At 66.4% G+C, this 23,410-nt stretch carries 25 protein-coding genes and 1 riboswitch; of the genes, 13 read left to right on the top strand and 12 right to left on the bottom strand.

Features of this window, described 5'->3' with window-relative positions; all coding sequences use genetic code 11:
• Positions 1–29: 29 nt before the first annotated feature.
• The gene (locus tag K5H97_RS11025; RefSeq protein WP_028691787.1) at positions 30–683 is read right to left on the bottom strand and encodes an oxygen-insensitive NAD(P)H-dependent nitroreductase NfsB; all 654 of its coding nucleotides are present in this window, start codon (positions 681–683) and stop codon (positions 30–32) included.
• A 104-nt stretch (positions 684–787) separates the two neighbouring features.
• Between K5H97_RS11025 and K5H97_RS11020 the strand changes: the two genes are divergently transcribed.
• Positions 788–1,708, top strand: coding sequence for a LysR family transcriptional regulator (locus K5H97_RS11020; protein ID WP_036986328.1), 921 nt, complete (start codon positions 788–790; stop codon positions 1,706–1,708).
• 34 nt (positions 1,709–1,742) lie between these two features.
• Positions 1,743–2,357, top strand: coding sequence for a LysE family translocator (locus tag K5H97_RS11015; protein ID WP_028691788.1), 615 nt, complete (start codon positions 1,743–1,745; stop codon positions 2,355–2,357).
• Positions 2,358–2,375: 18 nt separating this feature from the next.
• Here the strand turns inward: K5H97_RS11015 and K5H97_RS11010 are convergent, their stop codons facing one another.
• Positions 2,376–3,263 (bottom strand): EamA family transporter, encoded by an 888-nt coding sequence (locus tag K5H97_RS11010; RefSeq protein ID WP_028691789.1) that lies wholly within the window; start codon positions 3,261–3,263, stop codon positions 2,376–2,378.
• Between the two features lie 261 nt (positions 3,264–3,524).
• On the opposite strand from K5H97_RS11010, the gene K5H97_RS11005 reads away from it, so the two are divergent.
• Positions 3,525–4,922, top strand: coding sequence for a purine-cytosine permease family protein (locus tag K5H97_RS11005; protein WP_028691790.1), 1,398 nt, complete (start codon positions 3,525–3,527; stop codon positions 4,920–4,922).
• A 102-nt stretch (positions 4,923–5,024) separates the two neighbouring features.
• Positions 5,025–6,332: a phosphate ABC transporter substrate-binding/OmpA family protein gene (locus K5H97_RS11000; protein ID WP_028691791.1), complete on the top strand. Its 1,308-nt coding sequence runs from the start codon at positions 5,025–5,027 to the stop codon at positions 6,330–6,332.
• Between the two features lie 5 nt (positions 6,333–6,337).
• Here K5H97_RS11000 and K5H97_RS10995 read toward each other — a convergent pair whose 3' ends face one another.
• Complete coding sequence (locus K5H97_RS10995) at positions 6,338–7,672, bottom strand: ATP-binding protein (RefSeq protein ID WP_028691792.1); 1,335 nt, start codon at positions 7,670–7,672, stop codon at positions 6,338–6,340.
• Complete coding sequence (locus tag K5H97_RS10990) at positions 7,669–8,382, bottom strand: response regulator (protein WP_028691793.1); 714 nt, start codon at positions 8,380–8,382, stop codon at positions 7,669–7,671. Before K5H97_RS10990 ends, K5H97_RS10995 begins: the two co-directional genes overlap by 4 nt.
• 152 nt (positions 8,383–8,534) lie before the next feature.
• On the opposite strand from K5H97_RS10990, the gene K5H97_RS10985 reads away from it, so the two are divergent.
• Positions 8,535–8,873 (top strand): hypothetical protein, encoded by a 339-nt coding sequence (locus tag K5H97_RS10985; RefSeq protein ID WP_028691794.1) that lies wholly within the window; start codon positions 8,535–8,537, stop codon positions 8,871–8,873.
• Positions 8,870–9,529 carry a DUF3313 domain-containing protein gene (locus K5H97_RS10980; protein ID WP_028691795.1) on the top strand — a complete coding sequence of 220 codons (660 nt, stop codon included), beginning with the start codon at positions 8,870–8,872 and terminating at the stop codon, positions 9,527–9,529. Before K5H97_RS10985 ends, K5H97_RS10980 begins: the two co-directional genes overlap by 4 nt.
• A gap of 38 nt (positions 9,530–9,567) precedes the next feature.
• Here K5H97_RS10980 and K5H97_RS10975 read toward each other — a convergent pair whose 3' ends face one another.
• Entirely contained in the window at positions 9,568–10,620 is a 1,053-nt protein-coding gene (locus K5H97_RS10975; protein ID WP_028691796.1) for an NAD(P)-dependent alcohol dehydrogenase, read from the bottom strand.
• A 178-nt stretch (positions 10,621–10,798) separates the two neighbouring features.
• Here K5H97_RS10975 and K5H97_RS10970 point away from each other — a divergent pair, with 178 nt between their 5' ends.
• Positions 10,799–11,704 (top strand): AraC family transcriptional regulator, encoded by a 906-nt coding sequence (locus tag K5H97_RS10970; RefSeq protein ID WP_028691797.1) that lies wholly within the window; start codon positions 10,799–10,801, stop codon positions 11,702–11,704.
• 37 nt (positions 11,705–11,741) lie between these two features.
• Here the strand turns inward: K5H97_RS10970 and K5H97_RS10965 are convergent, their stop codons facing one another.
• Positions 11,742–12,338, bottom strand: a complete 597-nt coding sequence (locus K5H97_RS10965; protein ID WP_028691798.1) for a TetR/AcrR family transcriptional regulator — start codon at positions 12,336–12,338, stop codon at positions 11,742–11,744.
• 93 nt (positions 12,339–12,431) lie between these two features.
• Between K5H97_RS10965 and K5H97_RS10960 the strand changes: the two genes are divergently transcribed.
• A complete protein-coding gene (locus K5H97_RS10960; RefSeq protein WP_028691799.1) occupies positions 12,432–13,031 on the top strand; it encodes an NAD(P)H-dependent oxidoreductase in 600 nt (199 codons plus the stop codon).
• Between the two features lie 105 nt (positions 13,032–13,136).
• On the opposite strand, the gene thpR is transcribed toward K5H97_RS10960, so the two are convergent.
• On the bottom strand, positions 13,137–13,682 hold the full coding sequence (gene thpR / locus K5H97_RS10955; protein ID WP_028691800.1) for an RNA 2',3'-cyclic phosphodiesterase: 546 nt from the start codon (positions 13,680–13,682) through the stop codon (positions 13,137–13,139).
• 215 nt (positions 13,683–13,897) lie between these two features.
• Here thpR and lpxO point away from each other — a divergent pair, with 215 nt between their 5' ends.
• From lpxO to K5H97_RS10940, 3 genes are all read left to right on the top strand, one after another.
• Complete coding sequence (gene lpxO, locus K5H97_RS10950; protein WP_028691801.1) at positions 13,898–14,797, top strand: lipid A hydroxylase LpxO; 900 nt, start codon at positions 13,898–13,900, stop codon at positions 14,795–14,797.
• Positions 14,798–14,957: 160 nt separating this feature from the next.
• A complete protein-coding gene (locus K5H97_RS10945; protein ID WP_028691802.1) occupies positions 14,958–15,302 on the top strand; it encodes a carboxymuconolactone decarboxylase family protein in 345 nt (114 codons plus the stop codon).
• Between the two features lie 79 nt (positions 15,303–15,381).
• Positions 15,382–15,951 carry a GNAT family N-acetyltransferase gene (locus tag K5H97_RS10940; protein ID WP_028691803.1) on the top strand — a complete coding sequence of 190 codons (570 nt, stop codon included), beginning with the start codon at positions 15,382–15,384 and terminating at the stop codon, positions 15,949–15,951.
• A gap of 59 nt (positions 15,952–16,010) precedes the next feature.
• Here K5H97_RS10940 and K5H97_RS10935 read toward each other — a convergent pair whose 3' ends face one another.
• Entirely contained in the window at positions 16,011–16,757 is a 747-nt protein-coding gene (locus K5H97_RS10935) for an outer membrane beta-barrel protein (RefSeq protein ID WP_028691804.1), read from the bottom strand.
• 160 nt (positions 16,758–16,917) lie between these two features.
• Positions 16,918–17,122, top strand: a riboswitch (cobalamin riboswitch).
• Positions 17,123–17,229: 107 nt separating this feature from the next.
• On the opposite strand from K5H97_RS10935, the gene K5H97_RS10930 reads away from it, so the two are divergent.
• Positions 17,230–19,356: a TonB-dependent receptor gene (locus K5H97_RS10930; RefSeq protein WP_028691805.1), complete on the top strand. Its 2,127-nt coding sequence runs from the start codon at positions 17,230–17,232 to the stop codon at positions 19,354–19,356.
• A 90-nt stretch (positions 19,357–19,446) separates the two neighbouring features.
• A complete protein-coding gene (locus K5H97_RS10925; RefSeq protein WP_081791606.1) occupies positions 19,447–20,550 on the top strand; it encodes a GlxA family transcriptional regulator in 1,104 nt (367 codons plus the stop codon).
• Here the strand turns inward: K5H97_RS10925 and K5H97_RS10920 are convergent.
• The 4 genes from K5H97_RS10920 to K5H97_RS10905 form a co-directional block, all read right to left on the bottom strand.
• A complete protein-coding gene (locus tag K5H97_RS10920; RefSeq protein WP_081791607.1) occupies positions 20,468–21,268 on the bottom strand; it encodes an HvfC family RiPP maturation protein in 801 nt (266 codons plus the stop codon). The two genes, K5H97_RS10925 and K5H97_RS10920, sit on opposite strands and share 83 nt — an antisense overlap.
• On the bottom strand, positions 21,261–22,094 hold the full coding sequence (locus K5H97_RS10915) for an HvfB family MNIO-type RiPP peptide maturase (protein ID WP_028691806.1): 834 nt from the start codon (positions 22,092–22,094) through the stop codon (positions 21,261–21,263). The genes K5H97_RS10920 and K5H97_RS10915 overlap by 8 nt, the downstream gene beginning before the upstream one ends.
• A 93-nt stretch (positions 22,095–22,187) precedes the next feature.
• Positions 22,188–22,664, bottom strand: coding sequence for an HvfA family oxazolone/thioamide-modified RiPP metallophore (locus K5H97_RS10910; protein WP_028691807.1), 477 nt, complete (start codon positions 22,662–22,664; stop codon positions 22,188–22,190).
• A gap of 167 nt (positions 22,665–22,831) precedes the next feature.
• Positions 22,832–23,398 (bottom strand): DUF4174 domain-containing protein, encoded by a 567-nt coding sequence (locus tag K5H97_RS10905; protein WP_028691808.1) that lies wholly within the window; start codon positions 23,396–23,398, stop codon positions 22,832–22,834.
• Positions 23,399–23,410: the final 12 nt, after the last annotated feature.

The following is a 23,410-nucleotide window of genomic DNA, read 5'->3' as shown; positions in this document are numbered from 1 at the left end:
TTGCAAGGTACAGCCCTACCTACCATCAATCACAGAAAAGTAAACACCTCAGCCGCCGCCAACCGCGACTTGCTCAGCCCGGCATTGAAATCCTCCTCGCTGCGATAGCCCAGGCTCAGCAGCACCACGCTGGTGAAGCCCTGCTCGCGCAGGCCCAGTTCGGCGTCCAGGGCCTTGGCGTCGAAGCCTTCGATCGGCGTGGCGTCCAGGCCGTGGGCGGCGGCGCCCAGCAGTGCGGTGCCCAGGGCCAGGTAGACCTGCTTCTCCATCCAGTGCTGCAGGTCCTTGAAATCATAGCGGTGCAGGTCGACGTAGCCGCGACGGGTCTGGTCCTGGCCATCACGGGCCTGCTCGGTGCGGAAGCGCCCGTCGGCGGCCTCCTGCGCCAGCACCGCCTGCAAGTGGCCTTCGGTCATGTTGGTGCGGGCGGCGAACACGATCACATGGGAGGCATCGCGCAGCTTCGGGCTGTTGTAGGCGAAACGCTCGTCGGTGGCCTTGGCCAGGCGCGCCTTGCCTTCGGCGCTGTCGGCCACGACGAAGTGCCAAGGCTGCGAGTTGACCGAGGACGGGCTGTGGCGCAGCTGCTCGAGCAAGGCATCGATGGTGGCCTGGGGAATCTTGCGGCTGGCGTCGTAGGCTTTGGTGGTGTAACGGCGTTTGGCGAGGGCAACGGTATCCATCTACGGCAATTCCTAAAAGGGATCGTGAATGAGCCGCATCTTATCTTCCCGGCGGTAAAGAAAAACCAGCACAATGCAGCAACACTTTCATCCCTGGAGTGAAAATGCTGCGCATCAACGACCTCGAACTGTTCGCCCGTGCCAGCGCCCTGGGCAGCTTCACCGCCGCGGCCCACGAGGCCGACCTGCTGCCCGGCCAGGTGGCGGCGGCGATCAAGCGCCTGGAACGCGAACTGGATGTGCGCCTGTTCGCCCGCACCACTCGTAGCCTGCGCCTGACCGCCGAGGGCGAGCTGTACCTGCCCACCGCCCAGCGCGTGCTCGACGCCCTGCGCCAGGGTCGCGAGGACCTGCACGGCAGCCACAGCTGCCTGCGCGGCGTGCTGCAGGTGGCGGCGCCCTCGGACATGGGGCGCAACCTGTTGCGGCCCTGGCTCAGCGCGTTTCGCCGCGAGCATCCGGGGCTCGGACTGCGCTTGTTCCTCTCCGACCAGCTGGCCGACCTCTACCGCGATCCGGTGGATGTCGCCATCCGCTACGGCCAGAACGAGGACGCCAACTACATCGCCCTGCCGCTGGCGCCGTGGAACCGTCGGGTGCTGGTGGCCTCGCCCGACTACCTGGCCCGCCATGGCCGGCCGGGCAGCCCTGACGAGCTGCAGCAGCACGACTGCCTGCTGTACCTGCAGCAAAGCCGGGTCTACGACAAATGGCGGCTCGGCAACCGCACCGTGCAGGTGCGCGGGCCGCTGTTCAGCGACGACGCCGATGTGGTGCGGCGCTGGGCGCTGGAAGGCGAAGGCATCGTCTACAAGTCGTGGCTGGATGTCAGCGCCAATGTCGCCGCCGGCGAGCTGGAGGTCCTGCTGCCCGAACACCCCGGCGAGCTGACCCCGGTGACCCTGGTGTGCCCGCACCGCAAGCAGCTCACCCCGGCGGTGGCCCAGCTGCACCTGTGGCTGCGCGAGCGCTTCGCCACGCTGCGCCCGGACGGCATGTTGCAGCCGCTGTCACCGGGCGTATAGTGCATCCACCCCCGACTGCAAGGAGCTGTCATTCATGCCGAGCCTGGAATTTCTCGTTACCGCGCTGATCATCGTGCTGATTCCCGGCAGCGGGGTCATCCTCACCGTTTCCAGCGCCTTGGTGGCCGGGCGCCGCGCCTGCCTGTGGACCGCCACCGGCTGCACCCTGGGTATCGTCCCGCACCTGCTGGCCTCGGTGCTCGGCCTCTCGGCCTTGCTGCACACCAGCGCCCTGGCCTTCCAGGGCTTGAAGTTCGCCGGCGTCGCCTACCTGCTGTACCTGGCCTATGCCACCTGGCGCGATCGCGCGGCCTTCGCCGTGGACACCCAGGCCACTCCAACCGCCGCCGGCCAGCTGGTGCTCAAGGCCTGCCTGCTGAACATCCTCAACCCCAAGCTGACGCTGTTCTTCCTCGCCTTCCTGCCGCAGTTCATCAGCCCCCAGGCCGGTTCCGCGACCGTGCAGATGCTCGGCCTGAGCGCGGTGTTCATGGCCATGACCTTCGTCGTCTTCGTGATCTACGGCCTGCTCGCCCATCTGTTCCGCCGCGCCGTGATCGACTCGCCCCAGGTACAGGCCTGGCTGCGCCGCAGCTTCGCCGCCTCGTTCGCCGGGCTTGGCATCAACCTGGCGTTCGCCCAGCGCTGACAGCTGTACAGCAGCGTTTCAGCGCACGGTGGCCGCGCGCAGGCGTACCCCAAGCCGCGGCCCGAACACATTGATCAGCAGCCCGAGCATCACCAGCAGCGCGCCCCAGCCCTGGGCCTCGCTCAGGCGCTCGCCCAGCAACAGGGCCGAGGAGCTCAGGCCGACCACCGGTACCAGCAGCGAGAATGGCGCCACCTTGCCCGCCGGGTGGCGCGACAACAGAGTGCTCCACAGGCTGTAGCCGACCATGGTGGCGACGAAGGCCAGGTAGGCCAGGGCCAGCACCGAGCTTAGGCCGATGTTGGCCAGGGCATGGCCTATGCGCACGGGGCCTTCCAGCCACCAGGACAGTGCCAGGAACGGCAGCGGCGGGATCAACCCGCCCCAGATCACCAGGGCAACCAGGTCGACCTTGCCGAAGCGCCGGGTGATGATGTTGCCCATGCCCCACATGGCGCCGCCGCACAGGGTCAGCAGCAGTGCGAGTAACGGCACGTGGCCACTGTCCTCGCTGCCGATCACCGCCAGACCGCCGGCGGCCACCAGCAGGCCCAGCACGCTGGCCAGGCGCAGCCGCTCGCCAAGGAACAGCGCGGCAAAGCCCAGGGTGAAGAACGCCTGGGACTGCAGCACCAGCGAGGCCAGCCCCGGCGGCATGCCACTGGCCATGGCCTGGAACAGGAAGGCGAACTGGCCCAGGGAGATGGTCGCGCCGTAGGCGATCAGCCAGCGCCAGGGCAAGTTCGGACGCTTGATCAGGAACACCGCCGGAAAGGCCACCAGCAGAAAGCGCAATGCCCCGAGCAGCATCGGCGGCAGGCCGTCGAGGCCCACCTTGATGACCACGAAATTGACGCCCCAGGCGATGATCACCACCAGGGCGATCAGCAGGTCCTTGAGTGGCATGGCACGCATTCCTTCTTCAGGCTTGTTATAGACATATTTGGTTACAGCATAAGGGCATCGCGCTGCCTCGGACCAGCACAGTTGCGCGCCAGCCTTGCGCAACAGTCGGCTGTGATGGCCTCGCGACACCGACAAAAACCTGCGCAAGCTTCACTTGACCAGACTTGTATATACATGATCATATCGGGCTTCGGCCATCCGCCCTGCGTCCCGCCGATAGCCGCCGCCTTTCACAAAAACAACGAAGCGGAGCCCTCCCCGATGTCCAGCAAACCCGTGATCGAGCGCCGCTCGATCGACTACATCCCCGAGTCTGAACGCCATGGACGCGTCTACAGCCAATTCACCCTGTGGCTGGGAGCCAACCTGCAGATTACCGCGATCGTCACCGGCGCCTTGGCCGTGGTGCTGGGCGGCGATGTGTTCTGGTCGTTGATCGGCCTGCTGCTCGGGCAACTGGTCGGTGGCGCGGTGATGGCCCTGCACGCCGCCCAGGGCCCGCGCCTGGGGCTACCGCAGATGATCTCCAGCCGCGTACAGTTCGGCGTGTACGGCGCGGCCATCCCCATGGCCCTGGTGTGCCTGATGTACCTGGGCTTCACCGCCACCGGCGCGGTGCTGTCCGGCCAGGCCATCGGCCAGTTGCTGAGCATCAGCGACAGCGCCGGTATTCTCATCTTCGCCGGGGTGATCGTGCTGGCGACCCTGGCCGGCTACCGGGTGATCCACTGGATCGGGCGCGTGGCCAGCGTGCTGGGGATCATCGCCTTCGTCTACCTGTTCAGCCGCATCCTGATGCTCGCCGACATCGGCCAGTTGCTCGACAACCGCCACTTCAGCTGGGCCAGCTTCCTGCTGGCGGTGTCGCTGGCGGCGTCCTGGCAGATCGCCTTCGGCCCGTACGTGGCCGACTACTCGCGCTACCTGCCCAGCCATACCTCGCCGCTCAAGACCTTCCTCGCCGCCGGCCTGGGCTCGGTGATCGGCGCCCAGGCCTCGATGATCCTCGGCGTGTTCGCCGCGGCCATCGCCGGTGGCCAGTTCTCCGGGCGCGAAGTGGCCTACATCGTCGGCCTGGGCGGCGCCGGCACCACGGCGGCGCTGCTGTACTTCAGCATTGCCTTTGGCAAGGTGACCATCTCCACCCTCAACAGCTACGGCAGCTTCATGTGCATCGCCACGATCATCAGCGGTTTCCGGGGTCACCTTCAGATCAGTCGGGTCCAGCGCCTGGTGTTCGTGCTTGGTATCGTCGGCGCTGCGACACTGGTCGCCCTGCTCGGCCAGCATTCGTTCCTCACTGCGTTCAAGTCGTTCATCCTGTTCCTGCTGACCTTCTTCGTGCCATGGAGCGCGGTGAACCTGGTGGACTACTACTTCATCACCAAGGAACGCTACGACATCCCGGCACTGGCCGACCCTGACGGCCGCTACGGGCGCTGGAACTGGCCGGGCATCGGCGTGTACACCTTCGGCGTGCTGGTGCAGATGCCGTTCATCGATACCAAGCTGTACACCGGGCCCATGGTCGCGCACCTGGGTGGCGTGGATGTGTCGTGGCTGATCGGCCTGGTGGTGCCGAGCGTGCTGTATTACTGCGTGGCCCGCCGCCGGGCGGCCGAGGCGCCGGCCGGGATCATCGTGCCTGAGGCGCGCTGAGCCGGGTTGCAAAAAGCTGGCAGCGCCCGCCGGGGCGCTGTCATTTTTTGGTCAAGCAACTGTCGTAATCTGCAGTGCAACTCTGTGCCACAGGTCTCCGGCATGCCCCGCCTGCTACTCCTTCTGCTATGCCTGCTCCCGGGCCTGGCTAGCGCCGGGCCCGCGCAACTGCGTATCCAGGGCTCCAACACCATCGGCGCGGCCCTTGGCCCGGCCTTGGTGCAGGGGCTGCTACAGGCGCAGGGCGCAAGTGCCATCGAGCGTTGGCCCGGTGCCACGGCCAACGAAACCGAGATCCACGCCGTTGATGCGAACGGCCAGCCCGTGCGCATCGAAATCGCCGCCCACGGCACCAGCACCGGATTTGCCGCGCTGGCCCGGGGTGAGGCTGACTTGGCCGCGGCCTCGCGACCGATCAGCGACAGCGAGGCGCAACAGTTACAGGCCTTGGGCAACCTGCGCGGCGCCGGCTCGGAACAGGTGATCGGCCTGGATGGCGTGGCGGTGATCGTTCACCCGGACAACCCGCTCAGCCAACTGACCACCGAGCAACTGGCCCAGGTGTTTTCCGGCCAGTTGCAGCGCTGGGAGCAACTGGGCGTGCCTGGCGGAGCGATCCACCTGTATGCCCGCGATGACCGCTCCGGCACCTTCGAAACGTTCAAGGCCTTGGTACTCGCGCCTCAGAAAGCGACACTGGCCAGCGAGGCACGGCGCTTCGAGTCCGCCGACGAACTGGCGGCCCAAGTCACGGCCGACCGCCAGGCCATCGGCTTCAGCGGCCTGGCCACGGTCCACAGGGCCAAGGCGCTGGCAGTGGCCGAAGGCGACGCACCGGCATTGGCGCCCAGCCGTGCCTTGGTGGCCAGCGAGGACTACCCATTGTCGCGTCGACTGTTCTTCTACCTCCCCGCTCACCCCGCGCCGCAAGCCAGGGCACTTGCCGAGTTCGCCCAGAGCCCCGCCGGCCAGGCCATCGTCGCCGAGCAGGGCTTCGTTTCCCAGCAGATCAAGCCACAGCAGGTCGCGGCCCAGACCGACATGCCGCCGCGTTATCGGGCGTTGGCCGGCGAGGCGCAGCGCCTGAGCGTGAACTTCCGCTTCCAGGAGGGCAGCGCCGGCCTGGACAACAAGGCCTTGCGCGATGTGCAGCGGGTCGGCGATTACCTGCGCCAGGCCGGCAAGTTGCAGGGCAAGGTGGTGCTGGTGGGTTTCGGCGACCCCAAGGAGACGCCGGGCCGCGCCGCGCTGCTGTCACGCCTGCGGGCCATGGCGGTACGCCGGGAGCTGGCCCGGACCGGAGTGCAGGTCAGGGACGTGGCGGGCATGGGCGACGAACTGCCGGTGGCCGGCAATGACCTGGAACAGGGACGATTGCGCAACCGCCGGGTCGAGGTCTGGGTGTACTGACCCGCTCAGCCGTCATCGGGCAGTTCGACCCGCGCCACCAGCCCACCGCCAACGCGATTGCGCAGGGTCAGTTCGCCGCCCTGCTCGCGCACGCTGGCACGGGCGGCCGAAAGGCCGAGGCCGACGCCGCCGGTGTCTCGGTTGCGCGAGCCCTCCAGCCGGTAGAACGGCTCGAACACCTGCTGCAGGGCCTCGTCGGGAATACCTGGGCCACTGTCGCGAACCTCGATGACGATCAGGTGAGCGGCGCGACGCAGCGTTATCTGCGGATCGCGGGCATACTTCATGGCGTTTTCCACCAGGTTGACGATCACCCGCTTGGTCGCCAATGGGCGGCCGTCATGCACCAGGTGTGCCGGGCCCTTGAAGGCGATGTCCAGATGCTGGTCACGGTAGTCGTCGACCAGGGTCTGCAACAGCTCCGACAGGTCGTACGCCGTGCGCTGCTCCAACTGCGTGCCCTCGCGGAAGAACGCCAGGGCCTCGTTGATCATCGTCTGCATCTCGTCGACATCGCGGACCAGCTTGCGCTGGTGGTCCAGATCCTCCATGAACTCGCTGCGCAGGCGCATGCGCGTCAACGGAGCGCGCAGGTCATGGGAGATGGCCGCGAGCATATGGGTGCGCTCACGGATGAAGTGCTGGATCTGTGCCTGCATGGTGTTGAAGGCGATGATCGCCTGGCGGATCTCCTCGGGGCCCTCGATAGCGATAGGCGGTGCCTGCAGGTCGCCGCCAAAGCGCCGCGCCGCACTGGCGAAGCGTTGCAGCGGCGCGGCCAACTGGCGAGTGGCAAGCCAGGCCACCAGCAGGGTCGCCACCAGGCCCAGGCCGATGACCACCGCCAGACGCGCCGTCGCGCTCATGCCCCAGCTGCGTTCCGGCGGCACGAACAGCAGCCAGCTGTCATCGTCCAGCCCGACCAGCGCCACGTAGTGTGCATCGGCACTGCCATCAGGCCAGTCGCCCGGGTTGTACACCGCGATCGGGCGTGACGGTCCCAACAGTTGCGCCATCGCCGGCACCTGTCCGGAATTGAGCGGCACGCCCGGACCAGGCAAACCGAAGTCTGCGCGCCGGGTGCTCCAACTTACCCGCAACGTCGGCGTACTCGCCGCCGCGGCCAGTTGCCCACGCAGCGCTGGCGGCGCGGTCTCGATCATATGGGTAGTCACGGCGATCTGATCGAGCAGGCCGGTACGGTCGATGGGCGGGCGTGCCCAGCTGCCGGCTAGCTGGACGAACAGGGCATTGAACGCCAACGACGCGAGCAACGCGGTGAAGATGGTCAGGGCGATGCGCTTGCGCAAAGTATCGCGGCCCAGCAGGCGGCGGATCACGAACGGCTCACCGTGGCGCTGAACAGGTAACCGCCATTGCGCACCGTGCGGATCAGGTCCGGTCGCTTGCTGTCGGGCTCGATCTTGCGCCGCAGGCGGCTGACCTGCACGTCGATGCTGCGGTCGAAGGCGTCATGGCCGTGACCACGGGTCAGGTCGATCAACTGCTCGCGGGTGAGAATACGCTGCGGGTGTTCGAGAAACACCACCAGCAGGTCGAACTCGGCGCCGGACAGCGGCACCATCACCTGCTCGGGCGAGCGCAACTCGCGGCAGGTGATGTCCAGGCGCCAGCCGGCAAAGCCGATCACCGGCCGCGCCGTCTCGCCGCGCGGCAGTTGCTCGCCGACACGGCGTTGCACGGCACGCAGGCGGGCCAGCAGTTCGCGGGGGTCGAAGGGTTTGGTCAGGTAGTCGTCGGCGCCCAGTTCCAGGCCGATGATGCGGTCGCTCAGCTCGGCCATGGCAGTGAGCATGATGACCGGCACCCCAAGCTGCGCGCGCAGTTTCTGGCACAGGTCCAGCCCCCCTTCGCCGGGCAGCATCAGGTCGAGGATGATCGCATCCGGGCGTTGCCGCGCAATGGCCGCCCACATCGCCTGCCCCTCGGCGGCCAGGTCCACCTCGTAGCCGTGCTGGACGAAGAACTGCTTCAGCAAGGCGAGGATTTCCAAGTCGTCATCGACGATCAACAGTCTGCTCACGGTCATACCGGTCCGAAAAAAGGCGTATCTAAAACCATTGCGCCACGCGGGTCATTTATTTCAATCGCGCAACATTTCGTCACACCCGACACAAAGCAGACATCACCTGGCAACGATGGCCCTTCACCCTGCCGGCCTTCCACTACCGAGGGTTCCCCATGAAGATAGTCGACAGCCGCAACAGCACCGATGGGCATGAGGGCCGCGCATCCCTGATCCTCAGTCAGCGCAACACCCAGCGCGGACAAACGGGTTCCCTGATCGTGCAGCAGGAAAGCCTGGAGCTGGCAAGCGAACAGGGCTATGTCACCCTGCGCCGGTATTTCGAACACTATGAGCCAACTTTTGGCGAATGGGTCGAGTACAGCCACACCGTTCCCGTCCGTGACCTCGTGCACTGGCTGATGGCGCGCGGGCAGTTGCGCATCCAGACATCGCAGGATGTACCCCACCTGCAAGCGGCCCACCCGGCCCGGCGCGAGGTTCGCCACCCATGAGTCGGCGCCACCTTCTGGTACTGGTGCTGACGACCAGCTTGGGACTGTCCGCGTGTGGCAGCAACAAGCCGGCCCCCACCGGTTATCTAAAGGACTACGGCCTGCTCACCCCGCACCAGGCACCTTCAGGCGGGACGGTGCTCAGCTGGGCCGACCCGAAATGGCCACGGGGACGCTATATCGAGGTGTACCTGGCACCCAGCCAGTTCTACCCGACACCCGAGCCAAGCACGCGCATTCCCCAGACCACCCTCGCCAGCATCACCCACTACTACGACGCGGTACTGCGCAACGAACTGGGCAAGGTCATGACCGTGGTCGACAGGCCCGGCCCGAACACCCTGGTGGTCAGGCCGGCCATCACCCGCATCAGCGCCGACACCCAAGGCCTGCGGCTCTACGAGTGGCTGCCGATCACACTGGTCGCGGCCGGGGTGAGCAGCGCCGCGGGTATTCGCGACCGGGACAGCGCGATCACCAGCGAGCTGTCGTTCGAGGCCGGCACCAGCGGCAAGGTGGTGGGCGAAGCGATGCTCGCGGGTACTGGCGTGCCGCTGGCTAACGACCGACAGGTGATGACCGCCGACAACGTCAAGGCCGTACTCGATGGCTGGGCCATGGACCTGCGCCAGGGATATGCTGCGCCGCTCAGGTAGCGCAAGGCATCAAAGGGTAAGCCCGCTCCACGGCAGGATCAGGCCTTGAGCGTGGCCATGTCGATGACGAAGCGGTACTTCACGTCGCCGGCAATCATCCGCTCGTACGCCTGGTTGATGTTGCGGATGTCGAGCATTTCGATATCGCAGCTGATTCCATGCTGGGCGCAGAAGTCGAGCACCTCTTGGGTTTCGGCAATACCACCGATCAGGGAGCCGGCGAGTATCCGACGCTGCATCACCAGGTTGGCCGCATGCACCGGCGGGTCAATCGGTTCGATCAGCCCGACCAGGATATGCACGCCATCGAACTTCAGGGTTTGCAGGTAGGGGTTGAGGTCGTGCTGTACCGGTATGGTGTCGAGCAGGAAATCGAAGCGGCCCGCCGCGCTGCGCATCTGTTCGGCATCAGTGGAGACGATCACATGATCGGCGCCCTGGCGACGGGCTTCCTCGGCCTTGGATGCGGAGCGGGTGAACAGGGTCACTTCCGCGCCCAGGGCCTTGGCCAGCTTGATGCCCATGTGGCCCAGGCCGCCCATGCCCAGCACGCCCACCTTGTGCCCAGGGCCTACGCCGTGATGCTTGAGGGGCGAATAGGTGGTGATGCCGGCGCAAAGAATCGGCGCCGCGCTGGCCAGGTCCATGCCCTCGGGTATGCGCAGGACGAAATGCTCGCTGACCACGATGCTGTTGGAATAGCCGCCCATCGTATTGCTGCCGTCGACCCGGTCGGGGGTGGCATAGGTCATGGTCGGGCCTTCCAGGCAATACTGCTCGACGTCCTGGCGACAGGCCTCGCAATGGCGGCAGGAGTCGACCATGCAACCGACGCCGACCAGATCGCCGACCTGGTAACGGCTGACCTGCGCGCCCACCGCGCTGACCCGACCGACGATCTCGTGGCCCGGCATCAGCGGGTACACGGCGATGCCCCATTCGTTACGGGCCTGGTGGATATCGGAGTGGCACACACCACAGTAGAGGATCTCGATGACCACATCGTCGGGCCGCGGACTGCGGCGCTGGAAGGTCATGGGAGCCAGGGGGCTGGAGGAGGATTGGGCGGCGTAACCGATGGCGGTGTACATGGGGTACCTCGTGCGAGTGAAACGATTCAGGCGGCGTATTCTGCGCGCCGCTACCAGACTCGCCCACAGCCGATTCTCCGGCATGCATGCCTGATTCTCCGGACCTTGTCGCCTACCTCTGGCATGCCCCCGCTAATCTGCGAAGATGCCAGTGTCTGATTCTCTGCCCGGGTTCACCATGCACCTGACTCGCCATGTGGATGCCAATGCCACGCTCTGCTCGCTGATCCGCGCCCTCGCCACAGGCCCGGGGTTCGTGCCCACCGCCCTGCCCCAGGTCCAGATCCTCACCTGGGACCACTATGTGGCCAGCAGCCCGCAGATCTACGAACCCAGCCTGATCATCCTCGCCCAGGGCAGCAAACTGGCGCGCCTGGGCCCACGCACCCTGGAGTATGGTGCCGGGCATTACCTGGTACAGGCGCTGTCGGTGCCGTTCATGTGCGAGACCTTCGCCACGCCACAGGCACCGCTGCTCGGCGTGGCGGTGGACATCGACCGTGCCCTGCTCGGCGAGCTGGTGCAAAGCATGGACCTGGGGCCGGATGCCGCGGTGCAGGCACAGACGCCACAATCGATGACTTCGGCAGCGCTGGACACAGCCATGCGCGACAGCGTCGAGCGCCTGCTGCAGTGCCTGCAGGACCCGCTGGATGCCAAGGTGCTGGGGCCGGCGCGGGTACGCGAAGTGCTCTATACCGCCTTGCGCGGGCCACAGGCCAGCGTGCTGCGGGCACTGGTCGAGCAGCAGGGGCATTTCGCCCGGATCGGCTCGGCCCTGGCCTACCTGCGCGAGCACTACGCCGAGCCGCTAGGGGTGGATGAGCTGGCCAGCCGGGCGAACATGAGCGTGTCGACCTTCCACGAACACTTCAAGCGCTGCACTGACCTGGCACCGATGCAGTACCTCAAGCGCCTGCGCCTGCTCAAGGCGCAGCAGATGCTGATCGGCGAAGGGCTGGGCGTGGCCCAGGTGGCGCACCGGGTCGGCTACCAAAGCACCTCGCAGTTCAGCCGCGAGTACAAGCGCCAGTTCGCCCGCAGTCCGGGCGAGGAACAGCCATACCAGAGCCTGCCGGCCTGACTGGAGCCCGGCAATCTTGAACTGGAGCTCCCCCAAATTACTGCCGCAGAACCATCGCCACGATAGTCGCCTGCAGTTCGCGCTTGGCCGCTTCAGCCGTCAGTTCTTCGGCCGCCGCCGCCAGGGACAACGCGTCCGCCGCTCCCACCAGCACCCACAACCCGGCCACGCCGATATCGCCACCCGGCGCGAATGGCATTAGCGCCTCGCGGCACTTGTCCATGAACGGCCCATCATAGCCGCGCTTTAGCGCCTCCAGCTCTGGCGAGCCGGCCAGCGCGGCGCTGACCCCGGGGATCTCCCGGCCCTGGGTGGCAACGCAGTCCACATAGGCCTCGGCAATCACCCAGGCCCGCTCCGGCAGGCCGGCCGGGCAGCCGGCCAGGGCCTTGTCGAGCATGGCCGTCTGGCGGGCGTCGTATTCCTGGTACAGCGCCAGCAACAAGCCGTTGCGGGTCTCGAAATGGTCGTACACCACCGGCTTGGTCACCCCGGCCTGCTCGGCCAGGCGCCCCAGGCTCAGGGCATCGGTGCCCTCCTCGCGTACCAACCGCCAGGCCACGTCCAGCAATTGACGCCGACGCTCCTCGCGGGACAGGCGTTTGCGCGGCGCGGACTTTTCCTCGCTTGACATCGATTACCTACCAAAAGTAACTTACTAAACGTAACTTACCTCGAGTATATAACGCTCCCGGTGTCCCTGCATCCTGATTCTGGAGATTCCACCATGCATGCCTTGATTGTCATCGGTCACCACGATCCCGACTCCCTCACCCACGCCCTCGCCCAGCAAGTGGCCGAGGGCCTGCACGCCGCCGGCCATACCAGCGAGTTCGCCGACCTGGCCCGTGAAGGTTTCGACCCACGCTTCGGCCTGGCCGACCACGCCGTGCATCGGCGCCTGGGCAAGCCTCCCGCCGATGTGCTGGCAGAACAAGCCCGCATTGAACGTGCCGACACCGTGGTCATGGTCTTCCCCATCTACTGGTGGTCGCTGCCGGCCCTGCTCAAGGGCTGGGTCGAGCGGGTGTTCAGCAACGGCTGGGCCTTCGACCAGGCCGCCGACGGCACCACTACCAAGCTGCTGCACGGTATGACCGCGCACCTGGTCGGCGTGGCCGGCGCCGATGCCGGCACCTTCGAGCGCCATGGCTATGGCGAGGCCATGCGCGTGCAGATCGAGCACGGCATTTTCGACTACTGCGGTGCCCGGGTCATTAGTTCGACCCTGTTCACCGACAGTGAAGGCGCAGCCCCCGCTAGCCTTCTGCCGCAAGCCCGCCAACTGGGATCGACCCTGTTCGAAGGCCAGGAAGCTGCGGCCTGATATGCCACCGGGCAGGCTTCAACCAGCTCAACGGCAGCAACAACCACGGCGAGCCGCGCACCGTGATGTTCTCGGTCAAGTACACGCCTGAGTTGTGATCGCCGCTCACGCGCTCAACGGCCATTGCGCCAAGGGCCAGTAACGGCCCTTGCGCGATTCGTAGAGCGTGAAGTGCCGCGCGGCAAGGAAGAATTCCGGCGCCGTGCCGGCCTCCGGCGGCTGGCCGCGAAAGTCCCTGGCCAGGGTCAGGTGCGGGCGGTACTCACGGTTTGCCGCCTCCACGCCCAGGGGCAACAGCGCCTGTTGCAGGCCATACACCAGTTGCAGCAGCGCTGCGGGTGCCTGCTGCGCCTCCAGCACCAGCGCGCTGGCCCGTGGCCAGACCTGCAGAAGGTCGAGCAGCAAGCGTGGCGGTGCGACCGGCCGCCTGAGCTGATCGACCGCCGAGCAGATCGCCGGCACCTGCTCGGCGTCCACGTCACCGAGAAACAGCAAGGTGACGTGGAAATTCTCCGCTGGCACCGGTTTGCCGCTGCGCAGGTTCAGGCTTCGACGCCACTGCGCCAGGGCGCGGCATTGTTCGTCGCTGACCGGCAAGGCGAAGAACAACCGTTTGAACGGCGCGCCGCTGGGGCGCTGATCCTGGACCATTGGAGTCTCCCTGGTAACGGTTCGCGTCATCGAGTGTAGCGTTCTGCCCACGCAAAACAGCTACATAAACTGTTGAATCGTTTGCGCAACCTGTCAGCCATTGCACCTAAGTCGGCCAGACAAGACGTAACAATAAGTACAAACCCACGCCACGATTGTTTATGCTGGCGGGCTTACGCCATGGCGCATGGCCATTTTTCGACAAGTAATCGTCCATGAAAATTGCACTCGTACTGATCTTCGTCCTCTCGATCGCCTATGTTCACCTGCGCGGTCGGGTTCGTCACAAGCTGACACGCCAGCTGGGCGACCACTCCAGCTTCCTGGCCCCGGTCAACGCCTTCCTCTACCTGTTCTCCAAGCATCCGGCCAAGCCGTACCTGCCGGTCAGCGCCTTCCCCGAGTTGCAGGTGCTGCAGGACCACTGGCAGGAAATCCGCAAGGAAGGCCAGCAGCTGCTGCAGGCCGGCGAGATCAAAAAGTCCGACAATTATGACGACGTCGGTTTCAACTCGTTCTTCAAGACCGGCTGGAAGCGCTTCTACCTGAAGTGGTACGGCGAGAGCCACCCCTCGGCGATGACCCTGTGCCCACGCACCACCGAGCTGCTCGCCGGCATCGGCACGGTCAAGGCGGCGATGTTCGCCACCCTGCCGCCGGGCGCCAAGCTGGTGCGCCACCGCGACCCGTACGCCGGCTCCTACCGCTACCACCTGGGCCTGGACACGCCCAACGACGATGGCTGCTACATCGACGTGGACGGCGAGAAGTACTCCTGGCGTGACGGCGAGGGCGTGGTGTTCGACGAGACCTACATCCACTACGCGGCCAACACCACCGAGCACAACCGCATCATCCTGTTCTGCGACGTCGAGCGCCCCCTCAAGTACCGCTGGGCCGCAGCGTTCAACCGCTGGTTCAGCCGCAACGTCATGGCCGCCGCCGCCGCGCCCAACGATGCCAGCGACAAGACCGGCGGCATCAACCGCCTGTTCACCCGCATCTACAAGATCCGCGAGCGCGGCAAGGCGATGAAGAAACGCAACCGCACCCGCTATTACCTGGAGAAGTGGGCGGTGGTCGCGGCGCTGGTGCTGGTGTTCATCTATATCTGACCTGCCACTGTCTATCGGCCGCCCCACGCCCCTGTGGGAGCGGCCTTGTGTCGCGAAAGGGCCGCAAGGCCGCTTCTACCAAGATCACCTACACCTCATCCCCCCGCCAAACATCGACTAGCCTGATAGCTCCTGTTGCCAACCTGACAAGGTGAAGACGATGAGCATGATGGACTGGGAAGCCTACCGTAAGCAGTTGATGGCCGGCATCGGCGATCTCAAGCAACTCTCTCCCGATACCGTGGCCGGCTACATGACCGCCAGCGGCGCCGGGGCCAAGACCAACCACCTGGACGCCAAGACCCGCGAGCTGATCTCCCTGGCCGTGGCGGTCACCACGCGCTGCGACGGCTGCATCGCCGTGCATTCGCAGCAGGCGGTCAAGCACGGCGCCACCCGCGAAGAGATTGCCGAGGCCCTGGGCGTGGCGGTGGCGATGAATGCCGGCGCCGCGCTGGTCTACTCGGCCAGGGCGCTAGACGCCGTGGGCAAGGCCGACGCCTGAGCAGGTTGCGGCGTGGGCGCCCTTGCGCGCGGGCGCCGCGACACCCAGACTTGGCGCCTCAGCCCGTGCAGGAACCACCATGATCCAGATCCGCCCCATGACCCCGGAAGACTTCGAGCGCTTCTGGCCGACCTTCCAGGCCATCGTCCAGGCCCGCCAGACCTACGCCTTCGACCCCGCCCTGGATTTCGACCAGGCGCGCCGGCTGTGGCTGGAAACCCCGTTGCGCACACTGGTGGCCGATGAAGACGGCGTGCTGCTTGGCTCCTACTTCCTCAAGGCCAATGCCGCCGGCCCCGGGGGACATGTCGGCAACTGCGGCTACATGGTCTGCGAACAGGCACGCGGCCGGGGCGTGGCCAGGCTGATGTGCGAGCACTCGCAGAAGCTGGCGCGCCAGGAGGGCTTCCTGGCCCTGCAATTCAACTCGGTGGTAGCGAGCAACGAGGTGGCCGTGGCGCTTTGGCACAAGCTCGGTTTCGAGACCGTCGGGCGACTGCCCAAGGCATACCGCCATGCCGAATTGGGCCTGGTGGACTGCCTGGTGATGTACAAGTGGCTGGCCGATGAGCCGGTCGTGGAAAAACCGGCGCTGCTGATCGGGCGCAAGAACATCGAGGCGCGGGTGTCGCGCCGACGCGGGCGATAAGAGGCAGCTGAATCCATCGCGGGCCTGCCCCGCGACGGAATCAGCGCAGGCTCAACCGATCAGAACGCCAACCCCACCTTCACCCCAAACTCGTCGCGCTTGAGCTTGGTGTTGTCGGCCACCGGCGTATCCTCGTCCAGCTTGTATTCTGTACGGGTGTAGTACGCCCCCACCTGCACCGGCATGCCGCCCTGCTGGTTCATCAGCAGCGTGACCTCCGCATACGGGTTGGTGCGGTCCTTCATGTCGACGCTGTCGCTGCCGAAATCATCGACTTTGAGCCGCGCGCGGCCATCAATGGTGTGGCGCGCGCCCACCTCCACGCGCAGGGTCGACGCGTCGAACTGGTGGTTGTAGCCCAGCGCTGCCTTGGCGAACGGCGACTTGTAGGTCAGCCGTGTATCAAGATCGTTGATCTCGGGCTCGAAGCGGGTCCAGCTGTACCCGCCGCCCACCGTCAGGTCGACGAAGTTGCGCGCATCCAGTGCGGCGCGCCAGCCCAGGTCGAGGTCGGCCTGGGCTTCCTTGAGCTTGTTGTCGTTCTTCTTGCCATACTTGGCCTCGGCACCGATCTGGTAGATGAACCCGGATTCGGCGGTCATCTTGTTGCCGAACGTGGCGAACACACCGCCCTGGCCCATGTGTTCCTTGTCCGATTCGCTTCCTCCCTCGAACTTGAACTTGTCGTAGGACCCCAGCAAGCCGAGGGTGAACAGCGGGTCGGTACTCGGTGCCGCCGTGGCAGCCAGAGGGGCACCGAGCAGGGCAAGCAGGCAGGCGTGGCGCAGCAGGTTACGGGTAAACATTCGCAAAAGTCTCCATGACGTGAATGAATGGCGAACGACCGGTTCGAGACAACGGGCTTGGCAAAAGTTCGAAAAAATTTGGCAAACCGCTCTAAACCGCCCTGTCCGTCACAGTTTCCCCACCCACTCAAACGATTGACTCACTGCCCGTTCAATGGTCAGATGCGCGCCAGTTTCAGGTGTCCTGCGCCGCCGTGCGCAGGGTGAAACGGGAAGCCGGTGCGTCGTTGTCACGACAAGTCCGGCGCTGCCCCCGCAACGGTAAGCGAGTGAATCCTTCGACAGACCACTGTGCGCACGCATGGGAAGGTGAAGGCTTCATGCCCCTCGCAAGCCCGGAGACCGGCCTGAGGCGCTACTTGGCAACCCGCGGTGGGCGGGCGCAGGCCGGTATCCGCGTGCGCGCCTGCGTGCGCTTGACCGTTGCGTGTTTTCCACCGGGATCCATCTCTTCCTGCAGCAGTGGAACGACATGTCCCGAATCAACAAGCTTCACACCCTGGCGGCCTGCCTGGCCGTGTCCCTGCCGGCGCTGGCCGACGATCATGAAGTAACGCCCTTCACCCTGCCCTCCACGGCAATCACCGACACCCGCGAGCCACAGGCCATCGACCTGGCCACCCCGTCCCCGACCGGTTCGCGCCTGAACCTCAGCGCCCTGGACACCCCGGCCAGCACCAGCAGCCTGACCGAGGCGCAGATCCAGCAGCGCAACAACCTCACCGTGCAGGACGCCGTGACCCGCTCGCCGGGCCTTACCTTCATCGGCACGCCGGGCGACGGCGGCACCGGCCTGTCGGCCCGCGGCTTCACCGGGCAGAGTTCGGTGATGACCCTGTTCGACGGCTCGCGCCTGTACGCCGGTGCCGGCACCCTGACCTTCCCGGTCGATCCGTGGATGTTCGAGCGCATCGACGTGATCCGCGGCCCCGCCTCGGTGCTGTACGGCGAAGGCGCTACCGGCGCGGTGGTCAACGTGGTGCCGAAGCAGCCGTTCGCTGGCGAGATCCGCAACCACCTGCGTCTGGGCTACGGCTCCTGGGACCGCCAGCAGCTGGGCCTGGACAGCGGCGGCAGCCTGAGCGAGCGCCTGAGCTACCGCGTGACCCTCAACCAGCAGGCCGGCAACGGCTGGGTCGACCGCACCGACTCGCGCAGCCTGGCCCTGAGCGCCGCCCTGCGCTTCGATGCCAGCGACGACCTGAGTTTTACCCTCGCCCACGAACGCGGCGATGCGCAACCGGCCAACTACTACGGCACCCCGCTGATCGATGGGCACCTGCGCAGCAGCGTGCGGCGCAAGAACTACAACGTCAGCAACGACGAGCAGCGCTACCACGACGAGTGGACGCGCCTGACCACCGACTGGACCCTCAGCGACCGCGTCAGTGCCAGCAACCAGCTGTACTACATCAAGAGCCGCCGCCAGTGGCGCAATGCCGAGTCCTACACCTGGGACGCCGCCAACGGCGTGATCCAGCGCGGCAGCTTCCTCGAGATTCGCCATAACCAGGAGCAGCTCGGCGATCGCCAGAGCTTCACCTTCGACCATGGCCTGTTCGGCCTGGACAGCAAGACCGTGGTCGGCGCCGAGTACAACCGCATCCGCTTCAACGTCGACAGCAACTCGCCCTACCGTGATGGCGGCAGCGACCCGCTCGACCCGTGGCATCCGGCTCCGGGCGGCTTCCATAGCCTCAGCCCAACCCGCGCACAAACGCTGTCCAAGGTCGACACCTTCGCCCTGTTCGCCGAAAACCGCACCCAGCTGACCGACCGCCTCGCACTGGTCACCGGCATTCGCCGCGACCAGAATCACATCGACCGCGACGACCTGGCCAACAACAGCCGCAGCGACCGCAGCCTGCAGGGCGGCAACTGGCGCGCCGGCCTGGTGTTCGCTGTCACCGACGACCTGTCGCTGTATGGGCAGTTTTCGACCAGCGAGGACGGCGTCGGCGACCTGCTCACCCAGCGCCCGGACAAGCGCCTGGAACTGACCGAAGCGAAGCAGGCCGAGGTAGGCCTCAAGCAACGTTTCTGGGATACCCGTGGCGAGTGGACGCTGGCGGCCTATCACATCGTCAAGAAGAAGCTGCCGGTGTACAACCCGCTCACCCACGACAGCCAGCAGGCCGGCCAGCAGACCTCCGACGGCCTGGAGGCCAGCCTGGAACTGGCGCTGGGCAACCAGTGGCAGCTCTCGGCCAATGCCGCTTTGGTGCGGGCCAAGTACGATGATTTTCTCGAGGAAGGCGACAACGGCACGGTCCACGACCGCGCCGGCAACCGTCCGCAGGACGTGCCGCGACGCACCGCCAACCTGTGGCTGAGCAAAGGTTTCGGCCAGACCGTGGATGCCGGCATCGGCCTGCGCTACGTGGATGAGCGCTGCGCCAGCGCGGCCAACGACCAGCGCGTGCCGGGCTATACCGTGGTCGATGCCAACCTGGGCTGGCAGGTGCTGCCCGACGTGCGCCTGGGCCTGCAGTTGAACAACCTGTTCGACCGCCAGTACGCCCAGTCCAGCTACAGCGGCGAGCAATGGCTGCTGGGCACGCCGCGCTCGTATTTCGCCACGGTCGACTACCGCTTCTGAGGCGGACTCCAGCGTTCGTCGCACGGTGCTTGATCAGCACCGTGCCACCTGCTCGACTAGGGCCTACGCCTTCATCACAAGCAGCGTGCCATGACCGACATCCCGCCGATCCCCACCCCACCCGTGCACGCCCTGGATCAGTCGCGCACCTTGCTGTTCCTCGCCTACCCGCAGATGGGCCTGCTCGACCTCACCGGCGCGCAGACGGTCTTCTGGGCCGCGACCAAGGCCCGCGCCGCCCGCGGCCTGCCAGGTTACCGCCTGGTCACCGCCAGCCTCGAGGGCGGCCTGGTGCCGACCGCCGAGGGCCTGGCGGTAGGTACCGAGCCACTGGCGCCCTGGTTGCGCGAACCCTTCGACACCCTGGTGGTGCCCGGCGCGCCGGAGATCGTCCGCACCCTCCCCGATCATGCCGAGCTGGTTGCCTGGCTGGCCCAGGCCGCCCAACGCGCCCGACGCACCGCCTCGGTGTGCAGCGGCACCTTCCTGCTGGCCGCCGCCGGGCTGCTCGACGGACGCCGGGCCGCCACCCACTGGGCGATGTGCGATGCGCTGCACCGGCGCTTCCCGGCCATCGAAGTGGACGCCGAGTCGATCTTCGTGCAACAGGACCAAGTGTGGACCTCGGCCGGGGTCAGTGCCGGCATCGACCTGGCGCTGGCCCTGGTCGAGGCCGACTGTGGCCGCGAGGTGGCCATGCAGGTGGCCCGCGAGCTGGTGGTGTTCCTCAAGCGCCCCGGCGGCCAGGCGCAGTTCAGCGAACTGCTCAAGGCCCAGGGCGAGGACAGCGCCGCCTTCGAGGCCCTGCACCTGTGGCTCAACGAGCACCTGGGCGACCCGCGCCTGACGGTCGAGCGGCTGGCCGAGCAGGCCTGCGACGAGGTTGGCAACTTTGCCGTGATGTCCTGCCAGCACGCCATCCCCCTGGGCCGCTACGCCGGCAACAACGCCGCCGCCGAGCTGATCGGCGTGGCGCCGATGATCTACAGCCAGCCCAAGTATGTTACCTGCCTCGACCTCGGTGCCTGGGGCGCGGTGTACACCGAGGGTTGGGAGCGCACCGTCTCGCCACCGACGGACACGGCCGAGGCCAAGCAGCTCAAGCAGCAGATCAACTCGGTGTGGATCTATCCGCCGGCCGCGGATCGGGCGACGGCGCTGGCGGCGGCCGATCCACTGATTCCAGTGGCCTGACAGCCCCCCTGTTGCCTCGGCGGGTGCCGACGATGATGCCCTGCCCGCGCAACTGGCGCAGCAGCTCCAGGCCCGCCTGCTGGTGCTGCTCGCCCAACGCGCGCAGGCGCTCGCGCCCGCTGCCCGGCAGGCCCACCAACAATTGCCAGGCCAGCGGCGCCAGGCGGGCGAAACGCACCTGCAGGTCGGCGTCGCGGTACACCAGCAACAGGGTGGGTTGCGCTGGCGCCTCGCCTGGCTGGTACTCCGGGCCGATGCGTTCCACCGGCCAACGGTAGGCCAGCACCCGCGCCACGCACGACAACAGTGGCTCGCCGTCGAGCAGGTCGCCGTCCGGGTCGTGCGGCGGGTCCTCGGCGTCGCTCAGGTACAGCTGCGCCTCGATCCATTCATAGTGCGCCAGTTCCAGCTGCCAAGGGGTATCGGGCTCGATGCCCTGCAGGTAGTCGATGAACGCCGCGGCAACCTCGGTGAACAGCGGTGTCTGACTGCGGTAATGGGCGTAGAAATCGCGCACCCGCGCATGCCAGCGCTGATCGCCCAAGGTACGGCGCAGCACTGGGAAGCTGCCGGCCAGCAGTCCTTCGATGGCGCCATGGAACAGCTCGCGATAGACCTTCAGGCGCCGTGCCTCGATGCCGGGCGGCGGCGGATTGGCGGCCGGGTCGCGCAGGTGGCGCGCCAAGGTGAATTGCTGGGTGCGCAGGATCTCAGCCATGGCCGGGCACTCCGTGGGCATATTGCAGGCTGCGGATACGCGCCGTCTCGGCCAGCAGTTCGGCCAGCGGCGGGTAGTTGAAGTCGCGCTCGAGCACGGTTGGCTGCGCCCCAAAGCGCCGACAGGCGTCGGCGAACAGCGCCCAGACGTCCTCCTTGACCGGCGCGCCGTGGGTGTCGACCTTCAGGTCCGGGGCCTCGTCGTAATGACCGGCCACATGCATGCCCACCACCCGTTCACGGGGTATGCCAGCGAGGAAGGCACGGGCATCGTAGCGATGGTTGCAGGCATTGACGAAAACGTTGTTCACGTCCAGCAGCAGGTCGCAGTCGGCCTCGTCGAGCACGGCGCGGACGAAGTCCAGCTCGGGCATCGCCTGGTACGGCGCGGCGTAGTAGCTGATGTTCTCCACCGCGATGCGCCGACCAAGCATGTCCTGGGCCTGGCGGATGCGTGCGGACACATGGTGGACGGCCTCTTCGGTGAACGGGATCGGCATCAGGTCGTAGAGGTGGCCATCGTCGCTGCAGTAGCTCAGGTGCTCGCTGTACATCCGTACCTGGTGGTGGTCGAGGAACTGTCGGGTGCGCTCGAGAAAGCCGCGATCCAGCGGCGCGGTGCCGCCCAGTGACAGCGACAGGCCGTGGCAGGCGATGGGAAAACGCTCGGCCAGGCGCGCCAGGCCCTGGCCGAAGGCGCCGCCGACGCCGATCCAGTTTTCCGGGGCGCACTCTAGGAAGTCCACCGCGCCCGCCTCCATCGTCAGCAAGTCGGGCAGCAGGCCACGGCGCAGGCCGAGGCCGGTGTGCAATTTGGGTTGGGGCATGATTGCAGGCGCTCTGGGGCGTTGAACGGCAGCGCGGGGCCAGCCCGCTCCCACACATGACATCGTGGAAGCGGGCTGGCCCCGCGAGGCGCTTCAGGACTGGCCGGTCAGATGGCTGAACAGCCCGTCGGGCATGGCCTTGCCGTTGGCCTTGTAGATCGCCGCCAGGTGATCGTGGGCCTCCTGCTCGGAGATGAAGCCGTCGTGATTGCGGTCGATCTTGTCGAAGTCTGCCGCCCTGTCCTTGGCCACGGCCAGGAACTCCTCGCGGGAGACCTTGCCGTCGCGGTTGCTGTCAGTGCGGGCGAACGAGGCGTCGCCACACTTGCCCTCACCGCACTTGCCCTCGGCTCCGGCCTTGGCGCTGGCGCCACACTTGCCTTCGCCGCACTTGCCCTCGCTCTGCGTGGCCTTGCCACCGGCACCGCACTTGCCTTCGCCCGGGGTCTTGGCCGAGGCCAGCTGGTAGCCTTGGGCCAGGGGTTCTACGGCGAAGGCACTGTTGCCCAGAACCATACCGCCTAGCAAAGTGGCGCCGAGCAGGCCGAGGGTTTGACGGGTCGTTTTCATGGTGTCGCTCCACTGTGGTTGGAAAGTGGAGCCATTGAGCCGCAGCGGTGTGTCGCTGATGTATCGAGGCAGGCGATATTTTGTATGCCAATGGGTCGCGGCGAAGCGCAGATACACAGTGATACATGAACGGCCCTCTGGTTGCGCAGAGGGCCGTGACAGAGCGGTCAGTCCTCCAGCGGCTTGGGCGGCGCTGCAGGTTTGGCGGGCTTGGCCTTGGCATCCTTGGTCTTGCTGTCCTTGGCCTTGGGCTCGGCAGGTGCGGCTGCGACGGGTTCGGGAGCGGTGACCGCCTTCTCGCTGGCCGGCAGCTCGTCGACCGCCTTGAAGATCACCTGCGGGTCGAGCTTCTCGCCGCTGTCGTCGTCCTTGAGCATGTGGCGCTCGCCGTCCTTGCCCACCAGGATCACCTTGGTGCCCTTGCTCGCGCCCAGCTTGAGCTCACGGATCAGGGCCATGGTGGTCTGCTGCTCGAGGTTCTTGTCCTCGCGCTTGCCCATCATGTTGGCGACGCTGTACAGCACCAGGCTGCGCTCCTTGAATCCGGCCTGGGTGGCGGAGTCTTTCAACGCCTCTTCCAGGCCGCGCAGGGTCGGGTCGGCCGAACTCGGGGCAATGACCACCAGTGGCCGTGCCTTGCCCAGTTCCTTGGCCAACGGTGCATCGCTGTCTGCGGCAAACAGCGGGCTAGCCAAGGCGAACAGGGTAGCGAGGGTCAGTGACCGAACGAGCATGCGCATCTCCTT

It is taken from the genome of Pseudomonas mosselii (assembly GCF_019823065.1).
Lineage (GTDB): Bacteria > Pseudomonadota > Gammaproteobacteria > Pseudomonadales > Pseudomonadaceae > Aquipseudomonas > Aquipseudomonas mosselii.
The sequence above is the reverse complement of the archived record's forward strand: the minus strand, read 5'-3'. Positions and strand labels throughout refer to the sequence as shown.